Raw genomic sequence first — 24770 nt, forward strand, 5'->3', positions numbered from 1 at the left:
GTACTCTTTTCACTATTCCGGGTGACATGCTTTCCTGATGGGCATGTGACCGCGCTGACCTGCTTAAAGTGGTCGAGGAGAGGTTCGGTCCGGGGTGAGCAGAGGGAGTAATGCGGTGGAGACTGTCGCGGTCGTCGGGTTGGGGTACACGGGGCTGCCGCTGGCGCGTGAGGCGTGTGCGGCCGGAATGCATGTGGTCGGCCTCGACGAGAATTCCGTCGTGACCGCCGCTCTCGAATCCGGCCGTTCCCATGTGCCGGACGTGACGGACGCCGATCTCGCACGGATGGCGGCCGCCGGATTCACCGCCACGACCGACGCGGGCTTACTCGCCGAGGCCACCGCCGCGGTCATCTGCGTCCCGACACCGCTGGACGACGCCGGCGCGCCCGATCTGTCGCATGTGCGGCGGGCCGCCTCCGCCGTCGGCGCCCATCTCAAACCCGGCACCCTCGTCGTACTGGAGTCCACCTCCTATCCGGGCACCACGGACGGTGTCGTGCGCGCTCTCCTGGAGGAGGCCTCCGGCCTCACCGCCGGAACGGACTTCTCCCTGGCCTTCTCCCCGGAGCGCATCGACCCGGGCAACGGCCGCTTCGGCATCCGCAACACCCCGCGCGTCGTCGGCGGCTGCACGGCGAGCTGTACGGCCGCCGCGGCCGGCTTCTTCCGGCGGCTGTGCGACCGCGTCGTCGAGGCCGGCTCCGCCCGCGAGGCGGAACTCGCGAAACTGCTGGAGAACGTCTACCGCAGCGTCAACATCGCCCTCGTCAACGAACTCGCCGTCGCCGGGCGCGCGTTGGGCGTCGACGTGTGGGACGCCCTGGACTGCGCCGCCAGCAAACCCTTCGGCTACCAGCAGTTCCGCCCCGGCCCGGGCGTCGGCGGCCACTGCATCCCCGTCGACCCCGCCTACCTCACCCACTGGGCCCGCACCGCCGGCCGCCCGCTGCATCTGGTCGAACTGGCCCAGCAGGTCAACGCCGCCATGCCCGCACACGTCGTACACCGGGCCGGCGAACTGCTGCGTGACGCGGGCAAGGAACTGGGCGGCGCACGGCTGCTGCTGGTGGGCGTCACCTACAAGCGGGACAGCCGCGATCTGCGCTGCACCCCGGCGACGCCCCTGACCCGGCTGCTGCGCCGGGCCGGCGCACACGTGCGCTACCACGACCCGCTCGCCGACGCCTGGACCGTCGACGGCGAGCCCGTCCCCCGCGCCACGCGGCTGCGGCAAGCGGCGGCCGAGGCCGATCTGACCATCCTGCTCCAGGACCACGGCGTCCTGCCCGTGGAGCGGCTGCCCGGCTGGGCGCCCCTGCTGCTCGACACCCGCGGCCGGCTGCGCGACGGCACGACGCATGTGCTGTGAACCCGCCGGCCGGGGGCAAACGACGTGACTCATGCCGCTCGCCGCCCCGTCGCGAAGGCACACACCGCGTCGGCGATGTGCTCGGTCTCCGCGTCCGTGAGGTGCGGGTTGATGGGAAGGGCCAGCTGGCGGCGGCTCGCCGCCAGCGCGTGCGGCCACTCCCGGCCGGGCGGCGCGAAGCGGGCGAAGGCCGGCTGGTGGGGGAGCGGCAGCGGGTAGTAGACGTGACTGGCCACCCCGTGCGCGGCCAGATGCCCCTTGAGCGCGTCCCGCTCGTCCGCCAGCACCGAATAGACGTAGTAGCAGCGGCCGTTGCGTCCCGGCGGCGGGGGCACGACGCCCCGCTCCGCGAGCGGCGCGAACCGCTCGGTGTAGTACGCGGCGATACGGGCCCGGCGCTCCAGCCGTGCGGCCAGTCCGGGCAGCCGGTGCAGCTGGAACGCCGCCTGCAGCTCGTCGAACCGGCTGTTGAGCCCCACCCGCTGATGCACGAACCGCGGCCCCTCCTGACCGTGGTTGCGCAACGCCCGCACCACGCGCGCCAGTTCGGGGTCGTGCGTGACCACGGCACCGCCCTCTCCCGCGGTGCCGAACGTCTTCACCTGGACGAAGGAGAACACCCCCGCCTCGCCCCACGTCCCCGCCGGCCGCCCGTCGAGCATCCCGCCCTGCGCGACCGCCGAGTCCTCCACCAGCCGTACGCCGTGCCGCCGCGCGATCTCCCGCATGCGTGGCATGTCCGCCATCACCGAGAACATGTGCGCCGGCATCACCGCCTTCGTACGCGGGCCGATCGCCCGTTCCACCTCCGCCGGGTCCACCACCATCGTCACCGGGTCGATGTCCGCGAAGACGGGAGTGGCCCCCAGGTTGGCCACCGTGTTGCCGAGCGGGGCGCAGCCGTAGGCCGGGACGACCACCTCGTCCCCGGGGCCCACCCCCATCGCGGTGAGGATCAGACCGAGCCCGGAGGTGCCGCTGGAGCAGGCGACCACCTCGGCGCCGTCCAGTGTCCCGCTCAGCGCCTCCTCGAAGGCGGCGGTCCGCTCGCCGAGGATGAACCGCTGCCCGGCGACCGTACCGGTACGCCGCACGAGGTCGAGCAGCACCTCACGGTCCTCCTCGAACAGATCGGGCGCGAAGAACGGGATCGTCCTCCCGCGGGTCACGGTCATGCGGCCCTCCCGGTGAAGAAGTGGCGGACCAGCGCGCACACCGTGTCGATGTCGGCCGTCGTCAGGTCCGGGTGGAACGGCAGCGCGAGGGTGCGCGCGCACGCGGCCTCGGCGTGCGGGAACTGCCCCTGCTTGTAGCCGAGTGCGGCGAAGCACGGCTGGAGATGCAACGGCACCGGGTAGTACGTCTCGGTGCCCACGCCGTGGTCGGCGAGGTACGCGGCGAGCGCGTCCCGCCGCTCGGCCTCCACCAGGTACACGTAGAACACGGGGTTGGTGTCCGCCTCGCGCGCGGCCACGGTCGGCAGCCGCAGCAGCCCCGGCACGTCACGCAGCCGCTCGGTGTACGCCGCCGCCAGCTCGGCCCGGCGGCGGACGGCGGCCGCGAGCCGGGGGAGTTTGCCGAGCAGGACGGCGGCCTGGAGATCGTCCATCTTGCTGTTGACGCCGTTGAGTTCGGTGGCCCGGGAGATGCCCGGGAAGTGCGCGAGGGTGCGGCCGGTGCGCCCGTGGTGGCGCAGGGCGGAGGCCGCCTCGGCGATCCGCGCGTCGTCGGTGAGGATCGCGCCCGCGTCCCCCAGCGCGCCGAGCGTCTTGGTGGGGAAGAAGGACAGCACCCCGCCCGCCCCCAGCAGCCCCGCGTGGACGCCGTTCCAGCGCATGCCGATCGCCTCCGCGCTGTCCTCGACCAGCGTCAGCCCGTGCCGCTCGGCCACCCCGGTCAGCGCGTCCATGTCGGCGAGCTGGCAGAACAGGTGCACGGGCATGAGCATCGTGGTGCGCCCGGTGACGGCGTCCGCCGCGGAGTTGGGATCGAGCGTGTACGTCACCGGGTCGATGTCGGCGAAGACCGGCCGGCCCCCGGCCAGTACGACGGACGAGGCGGTGGCGATGAAGCTGAACGCGGGCACGACCACCTCGTCGCCCGGAGCGAGCCCGCAGGCCCGCAGCAGCAGCACGAGCGCGTCGGTTCCGCTGTTGACGGCCACACAGTGGCGGGCGCCGGTCCACTCGGCGAGCGCCGCCTCCCATCTGCCGACCTGCTGCCCGTGCGAGTACTTGCCGTCGTCGATCACCTCGGTGACACGGGCGCGAATGTCGGGCCAGGCGTCCTCGAACGAGGCGGCCTGACCGAAGAACGGCACCGGGCGGGTGCGGTCCGGTGCCGGGCCGGCGGCGGGGCCGGCTGCGGTGAAGTCCATGGGTCCTCGGGGTCGGCGGCGGATGTTCTCCGTACGGGGGAAAGGCACGGGGCAGGGGACGGCCCCCGGAAGGGCACGGGGCAGGGACGGCCCCCGGAAGGGCACGGGGCAGGGGACGGCCCCCTCCCCCGGCGGGGAAGGGACCGTTCCCGATGCGCGTCGGCGGCGCCGCCGTCAGAGCAGGGCGACGTCGAGTTCGCCCGCGTGGTACCTGTGCACGGCGTGCACCAGCTCCTCGACGCTGAGCTGTCCGTCACGGTTGACGTCGATGGCCTGGAACGCCGTGTCGGCGGTGGACTGGTCGGCACCGATGGCCCTGATCCAGGAGCGGAACTCCTTGGGGCTGACCTTCCCGTCACCGTCCGTGTCGCACAGGCTCAGGATCGCGGTGATGGTGGGCCGCACCACCTCGTCGAACCCCGACTGCCCCCGGGCGAGGATCTGCCGGTCGGCCAGGTCCTGGAACTTCTGCCGGTCGAGGGAGCCGTTCGGGCCGAGCTGGGCGTGCCCGGCGAGGTAGTTCCACATACCGAGGTAGGCCTCGAGGAGGGCGTGGCCCTTGTCCGACGTGGGTGACTCGTCGAACGACGCGAGGATGCGGCGGGCCTCGTGCTCCCAGTCGCCGCGGTCGATCCGGCCGTCGCCGTCGCGGTCCCACAGCTCGAAGCGCCGCTGGAGTCGCTCTTCCTGGAGGGTGGGGGACATGGTGGATCCTCTTTCTTCCGTGGTTCGTCGTCGGCCTTCTTGATGAGGCGCACGGATGACCGTGCGCAGCTCCGTACGGGCGGGCGTGCGCCGGCCCGTACGGAGTCGTGGCGGTGCCGTCGCCGCCAGCGCGATCCCCGCGAGGACGAGGGGCAGCACGAGCGAGGCCACCTGCGCGGGCACCTCGGTGACGTGGGAGCGGCCGAGGTGTGCGCTGTGATAGGCGAGATGAGGAGCGGAGAAGACGAGCAGCCCCGCCGCCGCGCCCCGCACGAGCCACGGATGCGGAACGCACGCGGCCCAGCCGAGCACCACCGCCAGCGCGAGCACCGCCCCGCCGAAGTCGCGTACCAGATGCTCGTTGTAGGGCGGGAACAGCGCCACCCAGGGGTGGCCCGGCAGCGGAAAGGCGTCGTAGAAGCGGTGCGGCAGGAACAGCGCCCAGGCGCCCGGCAGCCCTTCGCCGAGCGCCAGGGCCGCCAGACAGCCCCGGGCCCACAGCAGGCGACGGCCTCGTAGGCGCGCCGCGGGGCCCGGAGGTGTCCGGCCCGCCCGCTCTCCGGCCCCGGTCAGACGCCGAGGAGGGGAGCGTCCTGCTTGCCCTCGTGGTAGTTGCCGACCGCCGTCACCAGTTCGTCGACGGTGAGCTGCCCGTCGCCGTTGGCGTCGATCGCGCGGAAGGCCTCCTCGGCGTCGATGTCGCCGCTGATGGCCTCGAGCCACTTGCCGAACTCGACGGGGTTGACCTGTCCGTCGCCGTCGAGGTCGCACAGGTCGACCATCGCGCGGATGCTGGGTCGCAACACCCTGCCGAAGCCGGCCGCCCCGTGCTGGATCATCTCCTGACCGGCGACGTTGACGAACTGCTCCTTGGTCATGGACGACCCCGGGCCGAGGCCGGCCCGCGCGACCAGGTAGTCGAACATCTGCGGGTAGGCGTGCAGCAGGGCCTGGGCCCGGGGCGCACTCTCGTGCTCCCCGAAGGCCCGCACGATGCGCTTGGCCTCCTCCTCGAGGTCCTTGCGGTCGACGCGTCCGTCCTCGTTGGTGTCGTACAGGTCGAAGCGCTGTTCCAGTCGCTTCTTCTGGACGGGGTTGAGGGACATCTCTCTCCTTCTCGCCGCACGGCGGGGAGGGAATTCGGGACCGTTTCGATGTGGCGCCCCAATTCCTCCGCCGCCGCCGTGCGGCATGGGGGGTGAATCGTACGAACGCAGAATTACCCAGGCATTCGCCTGCCGAACTCGCCCGACAACGGATAGCCCGTACGAGTGAGCGGGGGGTGGCGTGAGGTCGCTCGTGTGTGCGAGAGGGGAACCTTTGCCCTTCGGGCGTCTTCCCTCTTCAACTGGTGTGCCTTGGTGGATCGTCCAAGCCCTGCGGCGGCCTCGTGGAGCGTCGGGAACGGCTCCGGGGGCGGCCGGCGTCACTCGTTGGGAGGAACACCTCCGGGCCTCGGTGCGAAGCCGTCCCGCCCCGGCCATAAAGTGCTTGTCGGCATTCCGGACGGAATTCTGTGAAACACCGTTCAGCCCGCGACCGCATGTACCCGGAGTGAATTCTGTGACCAGTGATTACCGCATCAGTGATTCCCCGGCCAACGATTCGGATATCCGTGATTCTCCGGCCAAGGATGTACGCGTCGGTGATTCTCCGGCCAATGATGCAGACATCAATGAGTTCCAGGCCGCCGTCCCGCCCGCCGAGGGCCGGCTCCGCGCCTACGCCCGGCTGGGCAAGCTCGACGTCTACGACTACTACCCGGCCATCGCCGTGGCCCTGTCGGCGCTCCTGCTGCCGGCCGGCCGGCTCACCGCCGGGGAGCTCACGGCCTCGGGCCTGTTCCTGCTCGGCTCGGTCTTCGTCATCATGTCGATGGTCGCGCTCGACGACGTCACCGGCTACCGCGACGGCAGCGACATCGCCAACTACGGCCCGGACGACCCCCTGCGCAACAAACGCCGCAAACCACTGGTCGCCGGAACGCTGACGGTGCGCCAGGCACTGCGCTTCGCCCTGGTCACCGCGGTCGTCGGCGCCGTCCTGTGGGCCGCGGCCGGCCTGGCCGCCCCGCACCGGCCCATCTGGACCCTGGTGCTGCTCGCCGCCCTGTTCGTGGTCTCGCTCCAGTACTCCTACGGCCTGAAGATCAGCTACCACGGCTTCCAGGAGGCGTTCATCTGCGGACTGGGCGTCGGCATGGTGATGGCCACCTACGGGCTCGCCGCCGGGCACTTCTCCGGGTTCCTGTTCGTGCAGGCCGTCCTGTTCGGCTTCGGGCCGCTGATGTTCGGGGTCTACTCCAACACCAACGACATCCCCGGCGACCGTGCCGTGGGCCGCCCCACCGTGGCCGCGCTGACCTCCCCCAGGGGCAACGCCGTCTTCGTCGGGGCGCTGTCCGCCGCCGAGTTCCTGCTCGGCGCGGCGGCCTCGGCCACCGGCCTGGCCCCCTGGTGGTTCGTGCTGCTGATGCTGCCCGTGACCGCCCTGCGCACCCGCCAGTACCTCGTCGGCTTCCGCACCGGGGACATCATGCGGGCCCGCCGGATCGGCTTCCGCACCCACCGCGTCGGATTCCTCCTGCTGATCGCCGCCAACCTCCTGGCCGGCGCGGAGGCCGTCGCATGAGCCCCGATCTCGACGTCGCCGTCGTCGGCGCGGGCGTCGCGGGCCTGACCACCGCGCACGAACTGCGGCGGGCCGGGCTCCAGGTCCGCGTCTTCGAGGAACGGCCGTACGTGGGCGGCCGGATGCACTCCTTCCGCCACGACGGCTACGTCATCGACGAGGGCGCCGAACAGATCCCCACCCGCGGCTACCGCGCCACCTGGGAACTGCTCGCCCGGCTCGGTGTCACCGAACGGGAGGTGCCGCGCATCGGCCGGGCCATCGGCGTGTGGCGGGACGGCCGCGCCCACCCCGGCGTCGCCGACCCCTCCGCCCTCCTGACCGGCGCCGGACTCTCCCCGCGCGCCCGCGCCGACCTCGCCCGCTTCCTCGCCTGGACGGCACTGCACCGCCGCGCCTTCGAGGGCGACCACCCCGAGCGCACCCCGGCGGGCGGCCACACCGTCGCCCGGTTCGCGCGCCGCTACCACCGCGACCTGCACGACTATCTGCTCCAGCCCGTCGCCGGCTGCTTCTTCGGCTGGGACACCGCCCGCTCCGCCGCCGCCCCCCTGATCGGCCTGATGCACTCGGTGGGCCCCGTCTCCACCTGGCGCACCTACCACGACGGCATGGACCTCCTCGCCCGCCGGCTCGCCGACGGCCTCGACGTCGCCACCGCCCGCCCCGTGCACGAGGTCGTCACCGAGGGCGACCGGGTCCGGCTGAACGGCCCCGACGGCACCGTCACCGCCCGCGCCGCCGTCCTGTGCGTCCCCGCACCCGTGGCCGCCCGGCTGCACGCCACCGCCCCCGAGGACGAACGCGCCCACCTGACCGCCTGCACCTTCACCCCCACCCTCAAGGTGAGCTGCCTGCTCGACCGGCCGCTCGCCCCCGCCTCGCCCACGCCGCTGTACGCACTCCTCACCCCGGACGCCGAGGACGACACGCTCTCCGGCATCCTCGTCGACCACGCCAAACACCCCGGCCGCGCCCCCGCCGGCAAGGGCCTACTGACCCTCATGGCCGACCCGCGCCGCATCCCCGAACTGCGCGGCGCCTCCGAACGGGAGACCACCGACCGGCTCGTGGACGCCGCCACCCGCTACCTCCCCGGCCTGCGCGAAGCAACCCGCCGCCACTTCGTGCACACCTTCGCCCATGGCCTGCCCGAGGCCACGCCCGAGGCGCTGCGCCGCCGGTCCGGCTTCCTGGCCCGCCCCGCGCGCCCGGTGGAGTACGCCGGCGACTGGGTCATGCTGCGCCCCGCCAGTGAGGCCGCCGTCCGCTCCGGGGCGCTCGCCGCCTCCCGCGTGCTGAGCCGGCTGCGCCCCGCCCCCACCACCGTCCGCACGGCCCGCCAGGCCGTCCCCGCCCCCAGGAGCGAGGCCCGTGAAACCGCATGACATGGGCGTCCTGTTCGACGAGTGCGCCGCACACGGCCACCGCACCACCGTCCACCTGGACCGCCCCTTCGACCTCGCCCCCGACCGCGGCACCCACTGGACCGTGCCCCAACTCGCCGCACTCGTACGGGAGACGGCCGGACAACTGGCCGCCGCCGGGGTCCGGCCCGGGGACCGGGTGGCGATCGTCAAGGAGAACCACTGGGACTACGACCTGCTCGCCTGCGCCGCCGTCCGCATCGGCGCCGTCCCCGCGCAACTGTCCGCACGTCTGTCCGGACAGGCGCTCGTCACCCTGCTCGCCCGGCTCTGTCCGGCCCTCCTCGTCACCTCCGCCCGGGTCCTCGAACGCGCCCGCCGCGAGGACACCGACCCGACCGCCGCGGCCACCACCACCCTCGTCCTGGACCCCGACGCCGACGTGCCGGGCACGCTCGGCCCCGACGACGTACGCGGCCACCCCGTGCCCGCCCCCGTCCGCCGGGGCGACGACCGGCCGCTCGTCATCAACCACACCTCCGGCACCACCGGCGTGCCCAAACTCGTCCTCCACTCCACCCGCACGATCATCGGCGAACTGGCCCGCTTCGAGAGCGTCCGCTACCCCCGCATCGGCGTCCGGCGCGACGACACGCTGCTCAACGCCAACTCCTTCGCCCACGGGCGGACGTTCTGCTGGACCGCGAGCGCGCTCTGCCTGGCCCCCGCGGAGATCGTCGTCGTCACCGGCCAGGACCCCGACCTCGCCGATCCGCTGCTGCGCGCCCACCCGCCCACCGTCGTCGAGGCGATGCCCGCCACCTACGTCCGCTTCCGGCCCCTCACCGAGCGGCTCGACAACCCGTTCCGTGACACCCGCCTGTTCACCAGCACCTACGACGCCGTGCATCCGCCCACCGTCCGGGCCTACCTCACGGCCAGCCGGCACCGGGCCCCGCTGTGGATGCAGGGCTGGGGCCAGACCGAGACCGGGCCGCTCACCTTCCGGTTCCACACCCGGGCGAGCACCGACGAGGGGCGCGGCCCCGGCAGCCGCAACCTCGGCCGGCCGGTACCGGTCAAGACGCGGCTGCGAGTGGTCGACCCGGACACCTTCCGGCCGGTGCCCCGGGGCCGCCCCGGACTCGTCCTCGCCCGCACCGGGGCCCGCGCCCTCGGCTACGTCGGCGAGGAGGCCCGCTGGTCCGCCAAACAGCTCGGCGCCTGGTGGAACACCGGCGACATCGGCGTCGTCCGGCGCGACGGCAGCGTCGAACTGCTCGACCGCGAGGTCGACCACGGGCCCGCGCTGAGCTGCCTCGAAACCGAGGACCTGCTGGAGGAGCGGCTGCCATGGGCGCTGGAGTGCGTCGTCCTGACCGGCACCGACGGCCCGCCCCTGCCCGTCGTCGTCACGCCCGACGGCCGCCTCGACGAGGACGGCTGGCGCACCGCGACGCACGGACTGCCGCCCCTCGCCGAACCCGTCGCCCTCGGCTGGGAGCAGGTCCCGCGCACCGACACCGGCAAGGTCCGCCGCACGGCACTGCTGCGGCAGCTCACGGGCACGGCCGCAACCAGCGGCTCGGGCCGCTGGACGTGAACCAGGCCGCGACGAGGTCTCCTGACAAGGGACCCGCACCGAGGAAGGGAAGAAACCACCGCATGCTCGCACACCCGGTCGAGGACCCCGGCTACGTCTTCGACAACGACAGCGTGCACAGCCGCGAACAGCACCGCTGCCTCGCCGACGCCTACGACGCCGCCACCTTCGCCCGGCTCGCCGATACCGGCGTCACGCGCGGCTGGCGCTGCCTGGAGATCGGCTCCGGCGGCGGCAGCGTCGCCCGCTGGCTCGCCGACCGCGTGGCACCGGACGGCGAGGTCGTCGCCACCGACGTCAAACCGCACCACATTCCGCAACGGCCCGGTCTCACCGTCCTGCGCCACGACGTGGTCACCGACCCGCTCCCGGAGGCCGCCTTCGACCTCGTCGTCGCCCGCCTCGTCCTCCAGCACGTACCCGAACGGCTCGCCGTCCTGGACACGTTGGTGCGCGCCCTGAAACCGGGCGGCCGGCTGCTGATCGAGGAGTTCGACACGTCGTACGAGCCGCCGCTGCTCACCCCCGACGAGGAGTCGGCGCGGCTGTACGAGACGTTCCTCGCCGCCAAGTGCGCCGTCATGCGGGCCGGCGGCGGGGACCCCGAGTGGGGCCGGCGCGTCCCCGCCGCGATGCGCGCGGCCGGACTCGTCGACATCGACCCCAGGCCGCGCCTCGAACTGCGCACCGCCGACTCGCCCGGCCTGCGGTTGCAGCTCCACCACACCTACCACCTGCGGGACAGACTGCTGGCGGTGGGCATGACGGAGGCCCAACTGGACCGCGTGCGCGCGCTGATGAGCGACCCCTCCTTCCGGGCCGCCTCCAGCGTCATGTACTCGGTACGGGCCCGCCGCCCCCTGACGGACGGTGGCCACGTCCGATGACGCCCCCCGCCGTCACCGGACCGCCCGTGGCCGCACGGGTCGCCGAACACCTGCTCGCCCTGGTCGGCGACCGGGACACCGCCGCCGTCACCTGCGCCGTCGACTGGGCCGGCCCGCTGGACCTCGCCCTGTCCGAGGAACGCGCCGTCCAGGCGGCCTGCGGCCTCATGCACGTCCACGGCCGCGCGACCGGCGAGCCGGTACCGCTGGCCGTGGACTACGCGTCCACGACGGCGGGCGTCCTCGCCGCCCAGGGCGTGACGGCGGCGCTGCTCGCGAGGGCGAGGGGCGCGGGGATCCGCGCGGTGCGCACATCGGTGGCACACGGTGCGCTGATGTCCGTCGCCCAGTACCTGGCGGCGGCGACGGCGGGGGCGCCCAATAGCTCGGGGGACCGGGGTCGTACGGCGGGTGCGGGTGGCTCCGTGGCTGATCGCGCAGTTCCCCGCGCTCCTCTCGGGGGCGCGGGGAACTGCGCGACAAGCCCCCACCACCTAGTCTCTCTCGACGGCATCCCCATCGAACTCGAAGCCCTCGACGCCGAGCCCTGGATCGGCTTCTGGCGGCGGCTCGGGGCGCCCCCGGACGCCGTAAGGAACGGCTGGCGCGGCTTCCAGACCCGTTTCGGAACCGCCGCCAACCCCCTCCCGCAGGCCCTCGCCGAGGCGATCCACCGCACCCCGCTCACCGAACTGCACGCAGCCGCCACCGCATCCGGCGCCAGCCTCCTGCCCGTACGCGAGCACCCCGCACCCCCCACCGACGTACCCCCATGGACGCTCACCCCGCTCCCGGGAAACGCCGGCACCCCCCCACCCGCCGCATCACACCCCACCCCGCCCCTCGCCGGCCTCCGCGTCGTCGAATCGACCCGCCGCGTCCAGGGCCCCCTCGCCGGCCACGTCCTGCGCCTGCTCGGCGGGGAGGTGATCCGCGTCGAACCCCCCGGTGGCGACCCCATGCGCGGCATCCCGCCCATGGCAGAGGGCTGTTCGGCCAGGTTCGCCGCCCTCAACGCGGGCAAGACCGTCGTGGAGTGCGACATCACCACGGCCGCGGGCCGCGCGGAGGTCCGCGACCTCGTCCGTGACGCCGACGTCTTCCTGCACAACTGGGCTCCGGGCAAGGCGGCCCGACTCCGCCTGGACGCCGACGACCTGTGCCGCGTACGGCCCGCACTGGTGTACGCGTGGGCCTCCGGCTGGGGCGACACCCTCGGACCCCGTCCCCCGCTCGGCACCGACTACCTCGTCCAGGCCCACAGCGGCCTCGCCGCCGCCCTCCGGCCCGCCGACGAACCGCCCGCGCCGTCGCTGATGACCCTCACCGACGTCCTCGGCGGACTGGTCTGCGCGCAGGCCGTGCTCGCGGCGCTGCTGGAGCGGGCGCGCACCGGACAGGGCCGGCGCGCGGACTCCTCGCTGTACTCCGCCTCCCTCCTCGTCCCACGCGGGGAACGGCGCGTCCGCTGGGGCCCGTACGACCGTCCGCTGGCCACCGGCGACGGCCACCTGTGGCTGGGCCCCGAGGCGCGCGCCCATCCGGAGCGCGTCGCCCGCGCTCTCGGCGCCGGACCGGCCACGGACCCGGCCGCCCGCGCCCGCACCCTGCCCGGCGCCGAACTGCTGCCCGTGCTGACGCGATGCGGCGTCACGGCGACCCCCGTCTGCACCGACCTCACCGCCCTCGCCCACGACCCGCGCCTCGCGCCCGCGCTCGGCACCGGCGCGTACGTCTTCCCCCGCGCCCCCTGGGAGTTCGCATGACCCGTGTGCCGGCCTCCGTGTGGACCTCGTCCGCCGGTGTGGAGATCCGCGACCTGGTGCCCGCCACGCTGCGCCGCTCCTGGGTCGCACGCGGCCACTGCCCGGACCGCGACCTCTACTCCCTCTTCGCCGCCCACGTCCGCGCCCACCCCACCCGCACGGCCGTCGTCGACACGGAGGGCTCTGTGGACTACGCCCGCCTGGACGCCGACGTGCGCCACCTCGCCGCCCGGCTGGCCGAGCACGGGCTCGGCGCACGGGACGTCATCGCCGTCCGCGTGCCCAACGGGCGCCGCGCGGTGGCCGCGGAACTCGCCGTCGCGGCACTCGGCGCCGTCGCGCTGCCCTACCCGCCCGGACACGGCAGCCGGGGCCCCGCGAGCCTCCTGGCCCGCTCCCGGGCCCGTGCGGTGATCGTCGAGGACGCCCGCGACGCCGTACCGGAGGCGCGCCTGCCGCACCTGGAGGCGGTGTTCAGCTGGGGAGAGCCGCACCACCCGGCGGGCGTCTGTCTCACCGCCCCCGCGCGCCGGCCGTTCCGGCCGCGGCCGGTCGACGCGGAGGCGCCCGCGCGGATCCTGGTCTCCTCCGGCTCCGAGGCGGAGCCGAAGATGGTTGCCTACTCGCACAACGCGATGGCCGGCGGCCGCGCCAACTATCTGCGCGCCCTGGCCGGCGGCGACGCGGACGGGATGCGCAACCTCGTCCTCGTCCCGCTCGCCTCCTCCTTCGGCTCGCTGGGCACGTCCGTGACGGTGGCCGCGCTGGGCGCCACCCTGCTCGTCCAGGACGCCTTCGATCCGCGCGAGGCGCTGCGGATGCTCACCGCGCACCGCCCGACGCACGTCTTCGGCGTCCCCACCATGCTGCGCCGGCTCGCCGAGCGGCCCCCGGCGCCCGGTGAGGACCTGAGCGGGCTGCGGGCCCTCGTCTCCAGCGGCGCCGCGCTTCCCGGGGCCACGGCGGAGCTGTGCGCGCGCCGGTTCGGTCGGCCGGTCGTCACCGTCTACGGCTCCTCCGACGGCGTCAACTGCCACACCGCCGCCACCGGCCTGGCCCCGGACACCGGTACCGGCCTGCCCGACCCCGCCGTCGCCGACATCCGCGTCGCTCCCGGCACCGGCGAGATCCACGCCCGGGGCCCCATGACCCCGCTCTGCTACGTGGCGGCGCCCGACCTCGACGCCCGCTACCGCACCCCGGACGGCTGGGTCCGCACCGGCGACCGGGGCCGCCTCGACGCGCACGGCAGGCTCCATGTGCTCGGCCGCCTCAAGCAGATCGTGGTACGCGGCGGATACAACATCAGCCCCGCCGAGGTCGAACAGGCGCTCGCCGCCCACCCCTCGGTCGCCGAGGCCGCCTGCGTCGGCGTACCCGACGACGAGCTGGGCGAACGCCTGTGCGCCTGTGTGCGGGAGCCACCGGGCGTGCCCGCGGTCACCCTGGGGGACCTCACCGGCTTCCTGGAGACCGCCTGCGGACTGGAGCGCCGCAAACTGCCCGAACTGCTGCTGCGGGTGCCCGAAATGCCGCTCGGCCCCACCGGCAAGATCTGCCGCCCCACCCTCGCCCGGCTCGCGGCCACCGGAGCCGCCCGTTCCGGTGTGCCGCACACTGGGGGACATGAGCACCCCTGACGACCGGCACCGGGCACGGCGTTTCCCGCCCCGGCCCGAGAGCGCCACGCGGGCCCGGCGGTTCGTGCGGGCCGCGCTGGCGGGTGCGGCGGGGGTGGCGCCGGAACGGGCCCGGACCGCCGAACTGCTGACCGGCGAGCTGGTGACCAACGTCGTGCTGCACGCGCGCACCGAGGCCGACGTCGAGGTGCGCACCACCGGCGGAACGATCCTCGTACGGGTCGCCGACCGGCGGCCGGACCGGTACCTGGTGTCCCAGCGGCAGCACCCCTACACGGCCACCGGCTGGGGCCTCACCCTCGTCGAGCAGCTGACCACCCGCCACGGCGTGGAGACCGACGAGGAACGCAAGACGGTCTGGTTCGAACTGCCGCCCGAGGAGAGCGCGCCGGTGTCGCCCGCCGCCGGCTTCTCCGTACCGGCCTCCGGCTCGGACGGCACCGTCACCCTGGTCGACCTGCCCTTCGCGCTGTACTCCGCCTCGCAGGCGCACCGCCGCACCCTCCTGCGCGAACTCGCGCTCGCCGCCGCCACCGGCGACCGGTACGGCGTGGCGCCGCGGGACCTGGCCACCGCCCAGGACGCCAACAACATGATCGGCGCCTCTGTCGCGGCGGCGGCCGAGGGCCGGTACGCGGGCACGGACATCCGCACCCTCCTCCTCGAAATCCCGCCCGAGGCCGCCCCGGCCGTGCACACCCTGCGCCGGGTGCTCGACCTGGCCGAGACCGCCGCACGCCGGGAACGCCTGCTCAGCCGGCCCGCCCTGCCGCATCTGCGCGCCTTCCACCGCTGGCTGCTCGACGAGATCACCGGCCAACTCGCCGGCGGCATCCCCGAGGCATGGACCCTGGTCCCCCGGGAGTCCAGCGCCCGGCCCTCGGAGCTGAACCCCTGGGACGCCGGCCAGGTCATGGCCAGCCGGGTCCCGACGATTGCCGCCGACGACGCCGACCGCATCGTCGCGGCCAACGGACCGGCCGCCGACCTCCTGGGCCGGCACCCCGACGACCTCGTCGGACAGCGCCTCACCACCCTCATCCCCGAACACCTGCGCGACCGTCATGTGCAGGCGTTCACCGCCCTGCTGCGCACCGGCGAGCCCCGCATCCTCGGCCGCTCCGTACCGCTCCCGGCCCTGCACAGCGATGGCCGGCTGGTCCCCGTACGGCTGTTCATCCAGACCCAGGAGGCGGCCGACGGCCGTACCGTGTTCGTCGCCCAGCTCATCCCCAGGAGCAGCACCCTGGCGCCGCCGTACGACGAGGGCGACGGGCACCGGCCGGCGCCCGAGCCGGAGCCGAGACGGACGGAACCGGGCGCCGAGGACCCGGTGGAGGAGCACCAGGGCCCCCTCGCCCGCACCGCGCTGCAACGGCTCGCCCTGCTCGCGGACGTCCACAGCGCCCTCGCGGCCACCCCCGACCTGTACGAGCGGCTGCGCCGGGTGGGGGAGATCCTGGTCGGGCGGCTCGCCGACTGGTACGCGGTGGACCTTCTCGACGAGCGCGACCAGGTGGACCGGGTCTGCGTCGTCCACCGCGGCGCCGCCGCGCTGCCGGCCGCCGCGTACGAGGGCGGGCTGCCGCCGGTGTCCGAGACCGCGCAGGGTCCCCTGCCCCGGGCGCTGCGCGGCGCGGGCCCGCTGCTGCTCACCGAGATCCCGCCGCCCGGCCGGGCCACCAGCGCGCTGGACGCCCGGCAGCTCGAACTGTTCGCGCAACTGGGCGCGCACAGCGCCGTCGTCGCACCACTGCGGGCCCGCCGGGAGGTGCTCGGCGCCCTCACCGTCGCCCGCACCGGCGGCGGGCGCCCGTTCACCGAGGAGGATCTGCCGCTCCTGACGGACGTGGCCGGCGGGCTCGCGCTCGGCGTGGACAACGCCCGCCTCTACCAGGAGACCCGGCAGATCGCCGAGCGCCTCCAGCGCTCCCTGCTGCCCGAGCTCCCCGACCTCGGACACCTGCAACTGGCCGCCCGCTACGCGCCGTCCTCCACCACCGCCCACGTCGGCGGTGACTGGTACGACGCCTTCCGGCTACCCGGCGGCGACCCCGTCCTGGTCATCGGCGACGTCACCGGGCACGACCTGAAGGCCGCCGTCGCCATGAGCTCCCTGCGCAACATGTTGCGCGGCATCGGCGTCGACCGCCAGGAACCGCCCGGAGAGGTACTGCGCCGCCTCGACCTCGCCAGCCAGACCCTGTACGGGCAGGCGACCGCCACCTGCATCTACGGCGTGCTCGACGGGAATCCCTCGGCGGACGGCACCGCGAGCCTGCGCTACGCGACCGCCGGTCATCTGCCGCCGCTGCTGACGACCGAGGAGGGCGGTACCCGGTTCCTCGACGCCGGCGCGGGCGTGCTGATCGGCATGGACCCCGGACTGCCCCGCCCCACCGGCCACGAGACGCTGCCGCCGCACTCGACGCTGCTGCTGTACACCGACGGCCTCATCGAACGGCGCGGCGAGTCCCTCGACGACGCCATGACCCGGCTGCGCCAGTGCACCGCGTCCCTCGCCCGTGCACCGCTCGACGTCTTCTGCGACGAACTGCTCCTGGGCCTGGGCGCCGACAGCACGGACGACATCGCCCTGCTGGCGCTACGGGTGACGCCGCCCTGATCCCCTCGGGGACGGCAGGGCGGCGTCGTCACTTCGCCGGACGGCCCGTCAGCAGTACAGGTTGCCGCCCGCCGACGTCCCCAGGATCTGGACGAAGCGCTGGTAGGCGTCGACCCGGCTCTGGACCTGGGCCGGGTTGCGGCCGTCGCACTCCAGCGAGCCGTTGATGCTGCGGATGGTCTGGCCGAAGCCGGCGCCGTTGACCATCGCGTTGTGCGGGGTCATCGTGCCGGGGCCCGACTGGGTGTTCCAGTACCACAGGCCCGTCTTCCAGGCGACGGAGGCGTCGGTCTGCACCAGGTCGGGGTTGTGGAGCAGATCTATGCCGAGGGCGTCGCCGGCCGCCTTGTAGTTGAAGTTCCAGCTGAGCTGGATGGGGCCGCGGCCGTAGTAGGCCGACTGTCCGGCCGGGCAGCCGTAGGGCTGGTTCCAGTCGCAGTAGTGCGAGTAGTTGGCGGTGTTCTGCTCCACGACGTAGACCAGTCCGCCGGTCTCGTGGCTGACGTTGGCGAGGAACGCCGCCGCCTCCTGCTTCCTGACCGTGTCGCTGCCCGTGTTGGCGAAGCCGGGGTAGGCGCTCAGCGCGGCCTTCAGCCCGCTGTACGTGTAGAACGAACTCCGGTTCGGGAACATCTGGTTGAACTGCGCCTCGCCGACCACGAAGCCGGAGGGGTTGGTGGAGCCGCCGGTGTCGCAGGCGTAGGGCTCCCAGAACCAGGTGCTGATGGTGGGGTCGTAGCCCGGGTTGTCGTGCTCGGCGATGTAGGCCTTGCCGTCGGTGTAGCGGACGATGTCGCCGGTGACGTAGTTCCGGCCGGCCGCCCAGCTCGGGTAGCTGGAACAGGAGGCGGCGGCGGACGCGGAGGCCGGGGCGGCCGGCGTCAGCAGCGGGGCGGCGGTGCCGATCACGAGCGTGGCCAGGAGGGCGGAGAGTCGGGCGGAGAGGCGGCGCTTGGGCACGGGTGACCACTTCCTTGGCGTACGGGCCGCACCGAGGGCAGGACGGAGCCTGCCGTGCACGCGCCGACAGGGCCGGCGGTCGCCACGGTGCGGCCGCGGTGGGGGGTGTGACACCCACTCAAGCGCATTGGTATGTACCAGTCAAGGTATAGACCAATAGAATCAGGCGGCCGTCACCACCCGACCGCCCCGGCCACCCGCTACGCCCCGAGCGCACCCGACGGTTCGCCCCGGCCCCCCAACGCCGCACGCATGAAACGGAAACGGTCCATGGCCACGCGGCGCATCCACAGCACCCAGACGCAGTACACGGCCACGGCGGCGGCGAAGCACAGCGGGAAGACCAGGGAGCCGCTCATCGCACCGGCGACGACCGTGACGGCCGCCGCCAGAACCATGAGGGCGATCCAGTACGGCAGCCACCGGCGGCCCTTCTCCAGCCGCCCCAACTGGTCGGTGACCAGCCCCCGCATGGCCTCCCGCTCCTCGGGCTCCTCCGGTACCTCGCGGTGCCGGATCATGCGGCTGAGCCTCGCGACCCCGCGCGCATCGGTACCCGCCGCGCGGGTGGCCCTGCGGCGCTGCGCGATCACGAACGCGAGCGCGACGACGGTGTAGAGGACGCCGTTGACCACCCACGACAGGGGGTGTCCGCCCCGGCGGAACAGGGCCGAGATCCCGATGCACAGCACCAGGAGCAGGGCCGCCTGCCCGACGAGGCTCCGGTCGAGCCAGCGCTTGAAGGCGCGCACGTACGTACCTCCTCGAAGACGACGAATGCCGCTCTGTCGTCCTTCGGGTACCCCGGGCGAGCACGTCTACTGACGAAGCGTCACGCTCCGCATGCCTCCACACCGCCACTCGGCCGGACGTCAGTTGCCGCCGGGGGCCCAGCCGGCGATCGCGAAGTGGGTGCCGTCGCGGCGGACTTCGGCCGCGCCGGGGCCCGCGAAGTGGGCGGGGACGACCAGTTCGCGGAGGTCGGCGGCGCGTTCGAGTACGGAGCGGCGGGTCGCGGCCGCCGCCCGGGGGTCCTCGCAGAAGCAGCTGTTGTACTCCGGTTCGAGGATCTGTACGGGGCTGTGCAGCATGTCGCCGACGAACACCGCGCGGTCACCGCCGGAGGACAGCCGGACGACCGAGGAGCCCGGGGTGTGTCCCGGCGCCGGCTCCAGGGTGAGATGGGCGTCGATACGGTGCCCGCCCTCCCACAGCACGGCCCGGTCCAGGACCGGCGTGATGCTGTCCGCGTACACCAAGTGGCTGCCCTCGCGCCGCCGTTGCTCGTACTCGTCCCGGGGCGCGGGGCGGCGGTGGGCGTTGCGCGGGTCGAAGTACACCTGGTCGGTCCTCGGGATCAGATACGTGGCGTTCGGGAACGTCGGCACCCAGGAGTCGCCGTCCAGCCGGGTGTTCCAGCCGACGTGGTCGTAGTGGACATGTGTGTTGATCACGACGTCCACGTCCTCGGGCCGGACACCGGCCCGCGCCAGCCGGTCCAGGAAGTCCGTCCGCAGATGGTCGAAGAGCGGCACCTGCGGCCGGGTCCGGTCGTTGCCCGCGCCCGTGTCGACGAGGATCACCCTGCCCTCGCTGCGCAGCACCCAGGTCTGCACGGCACCGTGGTACGCGTCGGTCTCCGGCCGCCAGTGGTCCGGCGCCAGCCAGGACGCGTTGTCCCGCCAGATCCCGGGCGGACTGTCCGGGACCATGAACCGGGCGGGCGCGATCTCGCCCTGCCACTCGACCACCTTGGTGACCTCGACCTCGCCGAGAACGAAACGTTGCATACGACCACGCTACGACGCCGCAGTGAGCCGATCCATGCGTGAATGGCTCACCTCGTTGCGCGGACGTCTCACCGCTGCCCGTTCCGGTGCCCGCGCCCCTGGGCTACGGTGAAAGGGTGGACGTACTCAGCGACGTGATCACCACCATGCGCACCGGCCGGCCCTCCTCCAGCCGGCTCCGGGTGGACCCGCCCTGGAGCTACCGGTTCGACCGCTACGAGGGCGCCGGCTTCCACGTCCTGCTGCGCGGCACCGGCTGGCTGCTCGCCGAGGGCGCCGCACCCGTGCCGCTGGGCACCGGAGACGTCGTCCTGGTCCCGCACGGCAGCGCCCACGTCCTCTCCCACGCGCCCCGGGCCGAGGGCGCGGTCCCGCTCGACGGGGCGGTGGCCGACCCGGACGGCCGCACCGAGTTCCTGTGCGGCAAGTACCGCCTCGACCACACCCGCGGCCACCCCCTGCTCGCCGCGCTCCCCGACGTCGTCCACCTGCCCGCGGGGCCCGGCCGCCACCCCGGGCTGCGCGCGGCCGTCGACCTGCTCGCGACCGAGGTGAGCGGCGGCCGGGCCGGCCGGGACGCCGTCGTCTCCGGTCTCCTCGACCTCCTGCTCGTCTACATGGCGCGCGCCTGGTTCGACGACCATCCGGACGGCGGCTGGCCGCGCGCCCTGCGCGACCGGGAGGTCGCGGCGGTCCTCGAGGCGCTGCACACCGACCCCGCCGCCCCCTGGCGGCTGGAGGAGCTGGCCGCCCGCGTCGGCCTCTCGCGCGCGACCCTGGCCCGGCGCTTCACCGCGCTCACCGGGCAGCCGCCCATGACCTACCTCACCTGGTGGCGGATGACCAGCGCGGCACGGCTGCTCCGGACGGGCGACCAGCCCCTCGCCGCCGTCGCACGACAGGTCGGATACGGCTCGCCGTTCGCCTTCTCACACGCCTTCAAACGCCACTTCGGCCACACCCCGGGCCACTACCGCGCGTCCGCGTAGTCCCGGGCGTCCGCGGGGTCCAGGCGGAGCATGGCCCGCTCGTCCGGCGTGTCCGGCACCGCCTGGTAGACCACCATCCGCTGGCCGCCCGTCCGGGCCAGCCGCATCACCTCGAACGTCAGCGTCATCGCGCCGACCTTCGGATGCCGGAAGCACTTCTGCCCGCCGCCGCGCTCACACACGTCGTACCGCTCCCACAGCCGCGCGAACTCCGGTGACTTCACCGTGAGTTCGCCGACCAGTGCGGTCAGCTCGGGGTTGTCCGGATCGGCTCCCGCGACCGCCCGCAGATGCGCCACCGAGGAGGCCACCGTGTCCTCCCACGGCTCGTAGAGCGTGCGGCCGACCGGGTGGAGGAACAGGTAGCGGGTGATGTTGCGCTGCTCCTCCGGCCAGTCCCACAGCCCGGGCAGCAGCCGCCGGCCGGGCGGGTTCGCGGCCAGCACCCGGTTGTAGCGGCTCACCACGTACCCGGGCAGCGGGCGCACCGACTCCAGCATCCGCAGCACCGAGTCGCGCACGGTGTGGTCCGCGGAGGCGGGCAGCTCGCCGACCCGCCCGGAGGCCAGCTCCGCGAGCTCGTGCAGCCGCTCGTAGCCGTCGCCGCGCAGCCGCAGGGCGCGGCCGAGGGCGTCCACGACGGCGGGGGAGGGGTTGGTCTCCCGGCCGCGCTCCAGCCGGATGTAGTAGTCGACGCTGACCCCGGCCAGCGCGGCCAGCTCCTCCCGGCGCAGCCCCGGCGTGCGGCGCAGCCCCGCCCCGGCCGGGAGCCCGACGTCCTCCGGGCGCACCTGTGCCCTGCGGGCCTTCAGATATCTGCCGAGTTCGGTGCCCCGTACGTCCGCTGCTGCCATCCGCCCATTGTCGCAGGCGGGAAAGGTGGGTGGGGGGCCGTGTCAGGGCCAGGAACGCGGCACCCCGGGAACGGCGCGGTCTGCCGGACGGCGGCGCGGGAGCGCAGAGTTGACCCCGGAGCGGGCGGCCCGGCCGCCGGGGCCCAGGGGGTGCGCGACACCGGACCGCGTCCCCGACGGCCCGAGGCCGCCCGCCGTTCCCGTACCCGCGCACGCACCACCCACGTCCGTACCGGCCGACCGGCCACCAGAGGAGCCACCATGCCGTCCACCCCGCCCTCCGTCCCCACCCACTCCCCGGCCGTGCCCCTGCCCGACGGCACCTCCGCCGGGGACGAGGCCCCGCCCCCGGGGCCCGGACCACGGGAACGGCCCCCGGGCCGCCGGCCCGGCGGCAGCCACGGCCGCACGCCGGGCCTCCTCGCCTCGTTGCTCGGCTTCACGGTCATCACCATCGACGTCTCGGCCGTCAACATCGCCCTCCCCGCGATCGGGAACTCCCTGCACGGCGGCATGGCCGGACTGCAGTGGGTGGTGGACGCCTACACCCTGATGTTCGCGGCCCTGATGCTCTCCGCCGGCGCCCTCGCCGACCGCGCCGGCGCCCGCCGCGCCTACGCCTGGGGCGTCGCCCTGTTCACCCTCGCCTCCCTCGGCTGCGCCCTCGCGCCCGGCATCGGCGCACTGGTCGCCGCGCGCGTGGCACAGGGCGCCGCGGCCGCCGTCGTCATGCCGGCCTCCCTCGCCCTGATCCGGCAGGCCTACGACGACCCCCGGGCCCGGGCCCGCGCCCTCGCGGTGTGGACGGTCGGCGGTTCGGTGGCCATGGCCGCGGGCCCGGTGCTCGGCGGACTGCTCACCGACGCGGCCGGCTGGCGGGCGGTCTTCCTCCTCAACCTCCCGGTCGGCGTGGTGATCCTCGGCCTGCTGGCCCGGGTGCCGCGCTCCCCGTCCCGGCCGGCGGCCCTGGACCCCGGCGGCCAGCTCACCGCCGTACTCGCCCTCGCGGGGCTGGCGTTCGCCGTGATCGAGGGCGGCCGTCTGGGCTGGACCAGCGCGCCCGTGCTCGGCGCCGCCGCGCTCGCCGTCGTCTCCGCCGTCGCCTTCCGTACGGTGGAGGCCCGGCACCGCCGGCCGATGGTGCCGCTGGGCATGCTGACCGACCGCCGGGTGTCCGTGCCGCTCGTCGTCGGGTTCGCACTCAACGCCGCCTTCTACGGCGGGATCTTCGTCCTCGGGCTGTACTACCAGCAGCTGCGCGGGATGTCGGGGACCGCGGCCGGGCTGATGTTCGTGCCCATGTCGGTGGTGGTGACCGCGACCAACCTCCTCTCGCCGCGGCTGGCGGAGCGGTACGGGCGGCGGCCGGTGCTCGTGGTCGGGCAGGTGGTGTTCGCGGGGGCGATGCTGACCATGCTGCCGCTGGCCGCGCACACCCCGGTGTGGCTCGTACTGGTCCTGCTGCTGCCGCTGAGCATCGGCGGGGCGGTGGTGGTGCCCGTGCTCACCGCGCTGCTGATGGACGCCGTCCCGGGGGAGCGGGCGGGGACCGCGTCGGGGCTGCTCAACTCCCTGCGCCAGACCGGCGGCGCCCTCGCCGTCGCCCTCTTCGGCAGCCTGGTGGCCGGTTCCGGGGGCGCGTTCTCCCTGCCGGGCATGCGGGTGGGGCTGCTCGCCGTGGCGGCGCTGCTGCTCGCCACCGCGGCGCTCTCCCGCGCGCTGCTGCCGCGCGGCTGAAACGACGTTTGCCCGGTGGCGGGTGGGGCTTACGCTCCTTCCCGTGACAGTTGTCGAGTACGAGTGGCGGGGGGCCTTCGACAACGCCTCCCTCAACGCGCTCCATGCCGAGGGGTTCGGGCACGCCGTCGACGACACGGACTGGCGTGGCCGGCTCGCACGCCACAGCCTCGGCTGGGTCTGTGCGCGACGGGACGGCTCGCTGATCGGGTTCGTCAACGTGGTCTGGGACGGGGGGTCCCACGCGTTCCTCCTGGACACGGTGGTCGGCCGGGGGCAGCGGGGGGCGGGGGTCGGGGCGGGGCTCGTCGCCGTCGCCGTGCAGCGGGCGCGGGCGGCCGGGTGCGAGTGGCTGCATGTCGACTTCGAGGAACCTCTGCGGGGGTTCTACCTGGATGCGTGCGGGTTCGGGGAGACGGCGGCGGGGCTGATCGGTTTGTGAGGCGGTGGGAGGGCGGGGTGTTTGTTTCGCCGCCGCCCCGCCCCGCCCCGCCCCGTCCCTTCCCGTCCCTTCGCGGGGCTTCGCCCGTTTCGGGCGCGGAGTCACGGTCTCGTGGGAAACTCCTCGACCCCCAGGACGCGTAGCAGCTCCAGGCGTTCGCGGGTTTCCGCGTCCGCCGGGGTGAGGACCAGCAGTTGCTGGCCCTGGTCCGGGGTGATCAGGGTTTCGCAGTCCATCAGGAGGGGGCCCACCCTCGGGTGCAGCAGGGTTTTGCGGTCGGCGCGGCGTACCGCCACCTCGTGGGCCTCCCACAGCTCGCGGAACTCGGGGCTCGCCGCCCGCAGCCGTGCGACGAGCCCGGCGACCACCGGGTCGCCGGCACGGCGGCCGGCCGCCGCGCGCAGGTCGGCCACGAGCTGCCGGGAATGGTGCGCGTGCTCCTCGGGCGGCCGGCCCGCCCGCTCGGCGGGTTCGGTGAACCAGCGGTGCACGAGGTAGCGCCGGTCGCCGGTGAACCCCGTACGGTCGCCGCCCACCAGTACCGACATCCGGTTCTGGGCGAGGATCTCGCCCAGGTCGGACATGACCAGCGCCGACGCGTCGCCGAGCAGGTCGAGCATGCGGATCAGCCCCGCGCGGGCCATCCGGGCCACCCCCTCGGCGGGCGGCGGCGGGTGCCCGGCCAGATGGAACAGGTGCGCGCGCTCGTCGTCGGACAGCCGCAGCGCCCGGGCCAGCGCGCCCAGCAGCTGCGGCGAGGGCTGACTGCTGCGGCCCTGTTCGAGCCGTACGACGTAGTCCACCGACATCCCCGCCAGCATCGCCACCTCCTCCCGGCGCAGACCGGCGGTACGGCGGCGCGGGCCGTCGGTGATCCCCACCTCGGCCGGGCGGATCGCCTCCCGGCGGCGGCGCAGGAAGTCGGCGAGCTGCTCACGTTCCATGCCGTCCATCGTCCCTCCCGGCGGCCGGTGCCATCCAGGGAGCGGCTCTCCCACGATGAACGCTCCGCTCCCGCGTCCCG

20 protein-coding genes are annotated in these 24770 nt (G+C 74.1%); 11 read left to right on the top strand and 9 right to left on the bottom strand.

The features are described 5' to 3' along the window. Positions 1-115 precede the first annotated feature (115 nt). The gene (locus tag OIE12_RS32025) at positions 116-1372 is read left to right on the top strand and encodes a nucleotide sugar dehydrogenase (RefSeq protein WP_329141447.1); all 1257 of its coding nucleotides are present in this window, start codon (positions 116-118) and stop codon (positions 1370-1372) included. A gap of 29 nt (positions 1373-1401) precedes the next feature. Here the strand turns inward: OIE12_RS32025 and OIE12_RS32030 are convergent, their stop codons facing one another. The 4 genes from OIE12_RS32030 to OIE12_RS32045 all read right to left on the bottom strand — a co-directional run bounded on the left by OIE12_RS32030 (position 1402) and on the right by OIE12_RS32045 (position 5560). Continuing rightward, entirely contained in the window at positions 1402-2547 is a 1146-nt protein-coding gene (locus OIE12_RS32030; RefSeq protein WP_329141448.1) for a DegT/DnrJ/EryC1/StrS family aminotransferase, read from the bottom strand. Next, a complete protein-coding gene (locus tag OIE12_RS32035; RefSeq protein WP_329141449.1) occupies positions 2544-3749 on the bottom strand; it encodes a DegT/DnrJ/EryC1/StrS family aminotransferase in 1206 nt (401 codons plus the stop codon). Before OIE12_RS32035 ends, OIE12_RS32030 begins: the two co-directional genes overlap by 4 nt. A 174-nt stretch (positions 3750-3923) precedes the next feature. Then, positions 3924-4838, bottom strand: coding sequence for an EF-hand domain-containing protein (locus tag OIE12_RS32040; RefSeq protein WP_329141450.1), 915 nt, complete (start codon positions 4836-4838; stop codon positions 3924-3926). A gap of 185 nt (positions 4839-5023) precedes the next feature. After that, entirely contained in the window at positions 5024-5560 is a 537-nt protein-coding gene (locus OIE12_RS32045; protein WP_329141451.1) for an EF-hand domain-containing protein, read from the bottom strand. A 565-nt stretch (positions 5561-6125) separates the two neighbouring features. Between OIE12_RS32045 and OIE12_RS32050 the strand changes: the two genes are divergently transcribed. The 7 genes from OIE12_RS32050 (at position 6126) to OIE12_RS32080 (ending at position 16974) form a co-directional block, all read left to right on the top strand. Further along, entirely contained in the window at positions 6126-7085 is a 960-nt protein-coding gene (locus tag OIE12_RS32050; RefSeq protein WP_329142354.1) for a UbiA family prenyltransferase, read from the top strand. Next, positions 7082-8473: an NAD(P)/FAD-dependent oxidoreductase gene (locus OIE12_RS32055; protein WP_329141452.1), complete on the top strand. Its 1392-nt coding sequence runs from the start codon at positions 7082-7084 to the stop codon at positions 8471-8473. The genes OIE12_RS32050 and OIE12_RS32055 overlap by 4 nt, the downstream gene beginning before the upstream one ends. A 1-nt stretch (position 8474) precedes the next feature. Beyond that, entirely contained in the window at positions 8475-10055 is a 1581-nt protein-coding gene (locus OIE12_RS32060; RefSeq protein ID WP_443054082.1) for an AMP-binding protein, read from the top strand. A gap of 62 nt (positions 10056-10117) precedes the next feature. Further along, positions 10118-10942 carry a class I SAM-dependent methyltransferase gene (locus OIE12_RS32065; protein ID WP_329141454.1) on the top strand — a complete coding sequence of 275 codons (825 nt, stop codon included), beginning with the start codon at positions 10118-10120 and terminating at the stop codon, positions 10940-10942. Next, entirely contained in the window at positions 10939-12708 is a 1770-nt protein-coding gene (locus tag OIE12_RS32070) for a CoA transferase (protein ID WP_329141455.1), read from the top strand. The genes OIE12_RS32065 and OIE12_RS32070 overlap by 4 nt, the downstream gene beginning before the upstream one ends. Further along, positions 12705-14348: a class I adenylate-forming enzyme family protein gene (locus OIE12_RS32075; protein WP_329141456.1), complete on the top strand. Its 1644-nt coding sequence runs from the start codon at positions 12705-12707 to the stop codon at positions 14346-14348. Before OIE12_RS32070 ends, OIE12_RS32075 begins: the two co-directional genes overlap by 4 nt. Beyond that, positions 14335-16974, top strand: coding sequence for a SpoIIE family protein phosphatase (locus tag OIE12_RS32080; RefSeq protein WP_329141457.1), 2640 nt, complete (start codon positions 14335-14337; stop codon positions 16972-16974). Before OIE12_RS32075 ends, OIE12_RS32080 begins: the two co-directional genes overlap by 14 nt. A gap of 48 nt (positions 16975-17022) precedes the next feature. On the opposite strand, the gene OIE12_RS32085 is transcribed toward OIE12_RS32080, so the two are convergent. The 3 genes from OIE12_RS32085 to OIE12_RS32095 form a co-directional block, all read right to left on the bottom strand. Next, positions 17023-17883: a glycoside hydrolase family 19 protein gene (locus OIE12_RS32085; RefSeq protein ID WP_443054083.1), complete on the bottom strand. Its 861-nt coding sequence runs from the start codon at positions 17881-17883 to the stop codon at positions 17023-17025. Between the two features lie 251 nt (positions 17884-18134). Further along, on the bottom strand, positions 18135-18686 hold the full coding sequence (locus OIE12_RS32090) for a hypothetical protein (protein WP_329141459.1): 552 nt from the start codon (positions 18684-18686) through the stop codon (positions 18135-18137). Positions 18687-18806: 120 nt separating this feature from the next. Continuing rightward, positions 18807-19724, bottom strand: a complete 918-nt coding sequence (locus tag OIE12_RS32095) for an MBL fold metallo-hydrolase (RefSeq protein WP_329141460.1) — start codon at positions 19722-19724, stop codon at positions 18807-18809. Positions 19725-19840: 116 nt separating this feature from the next. On the opposite strand from OIE12_RS32095, the gene OIE12_RS32100 reads away from it, so the two are divergent. Continuing rightward, positions 19841-20713 (top strand): AraC family transcriptional regulator, encoded by an 873-nt coding sequence (locus tag OIE12_RS32100; protein WP_329141461.1) that lies wholly within the window; start codon positions 19841-19843, stop codon positions 20711-20713. On the opposite strand, the gene OIE12_RS32105 is transcribed toward OIE12_RS32100, so the two are convergent. Further along, on the bottom strand, positions 20695-21567 hold the full coding sequence (locus OIE12_RS32105) for a helix-turn-helix domain-containing protein (RefSeq protein WP_329141462.1): 873 nt from the start codon (positions 21565-21567) through the stop codon (positions 20695-20697). The two genes, OIE12_RS32100 and OIE12_RS32105, sit on opposite strands and share 19 nt — an antisense overlap. Positions 21568-21828: 261 nt before the next feature. Here OIE12_RS32105 and OIE12_RS32110 point away from each other — a divergent pair, with 261 nt between their 5' ends. Beyond that, complete coding sequence (locus OIE12_RS32110) at positions 21829-23304, top strand: MFS transporter (protein ID WP_329141463.1); 1476 nt, start codon at positions 21829-21831, stop codon at positions 23302-23304. Positions 23305-23347: 43 nt separating this feature from the next. Then, positions 23348-23746, top strand: coding sequence for a GNAT family N-acetyltransferase (locus tag OIE12_RS32115; RefSeq protein WP_329141464.1), 399 nt, complete (start codon positions 23348-23350; stop codon positions 23744-23746). 101 nt (positions 23747-23847) lie between these two features. On the opposite strand, the gene OIE12_RS32120 is transcribed toward OIE12_RS32115, so the two are convergent. Then, complete coding sequence (locus OIE12_RS32120; protein ID WP_329141465.1) at positions 23848-24690, bottom strand: helix-turn-helix transcriptional regulator; 843 nt, start codon at positions 24688-24690, stop codon at positions 23848-23850. Positions 24691-24770 lie beyond the last annotated feature (80 nt).

Origin of the sequence: Streptomyces sp. NBC_00670 (assembly GCF_036226765.1) — a bacterium.
Lineage (GTDB): Bacteria > Actinomycetota > Actinomycetes > Streptomycetales > Streptomycetaceae > Streptomyces.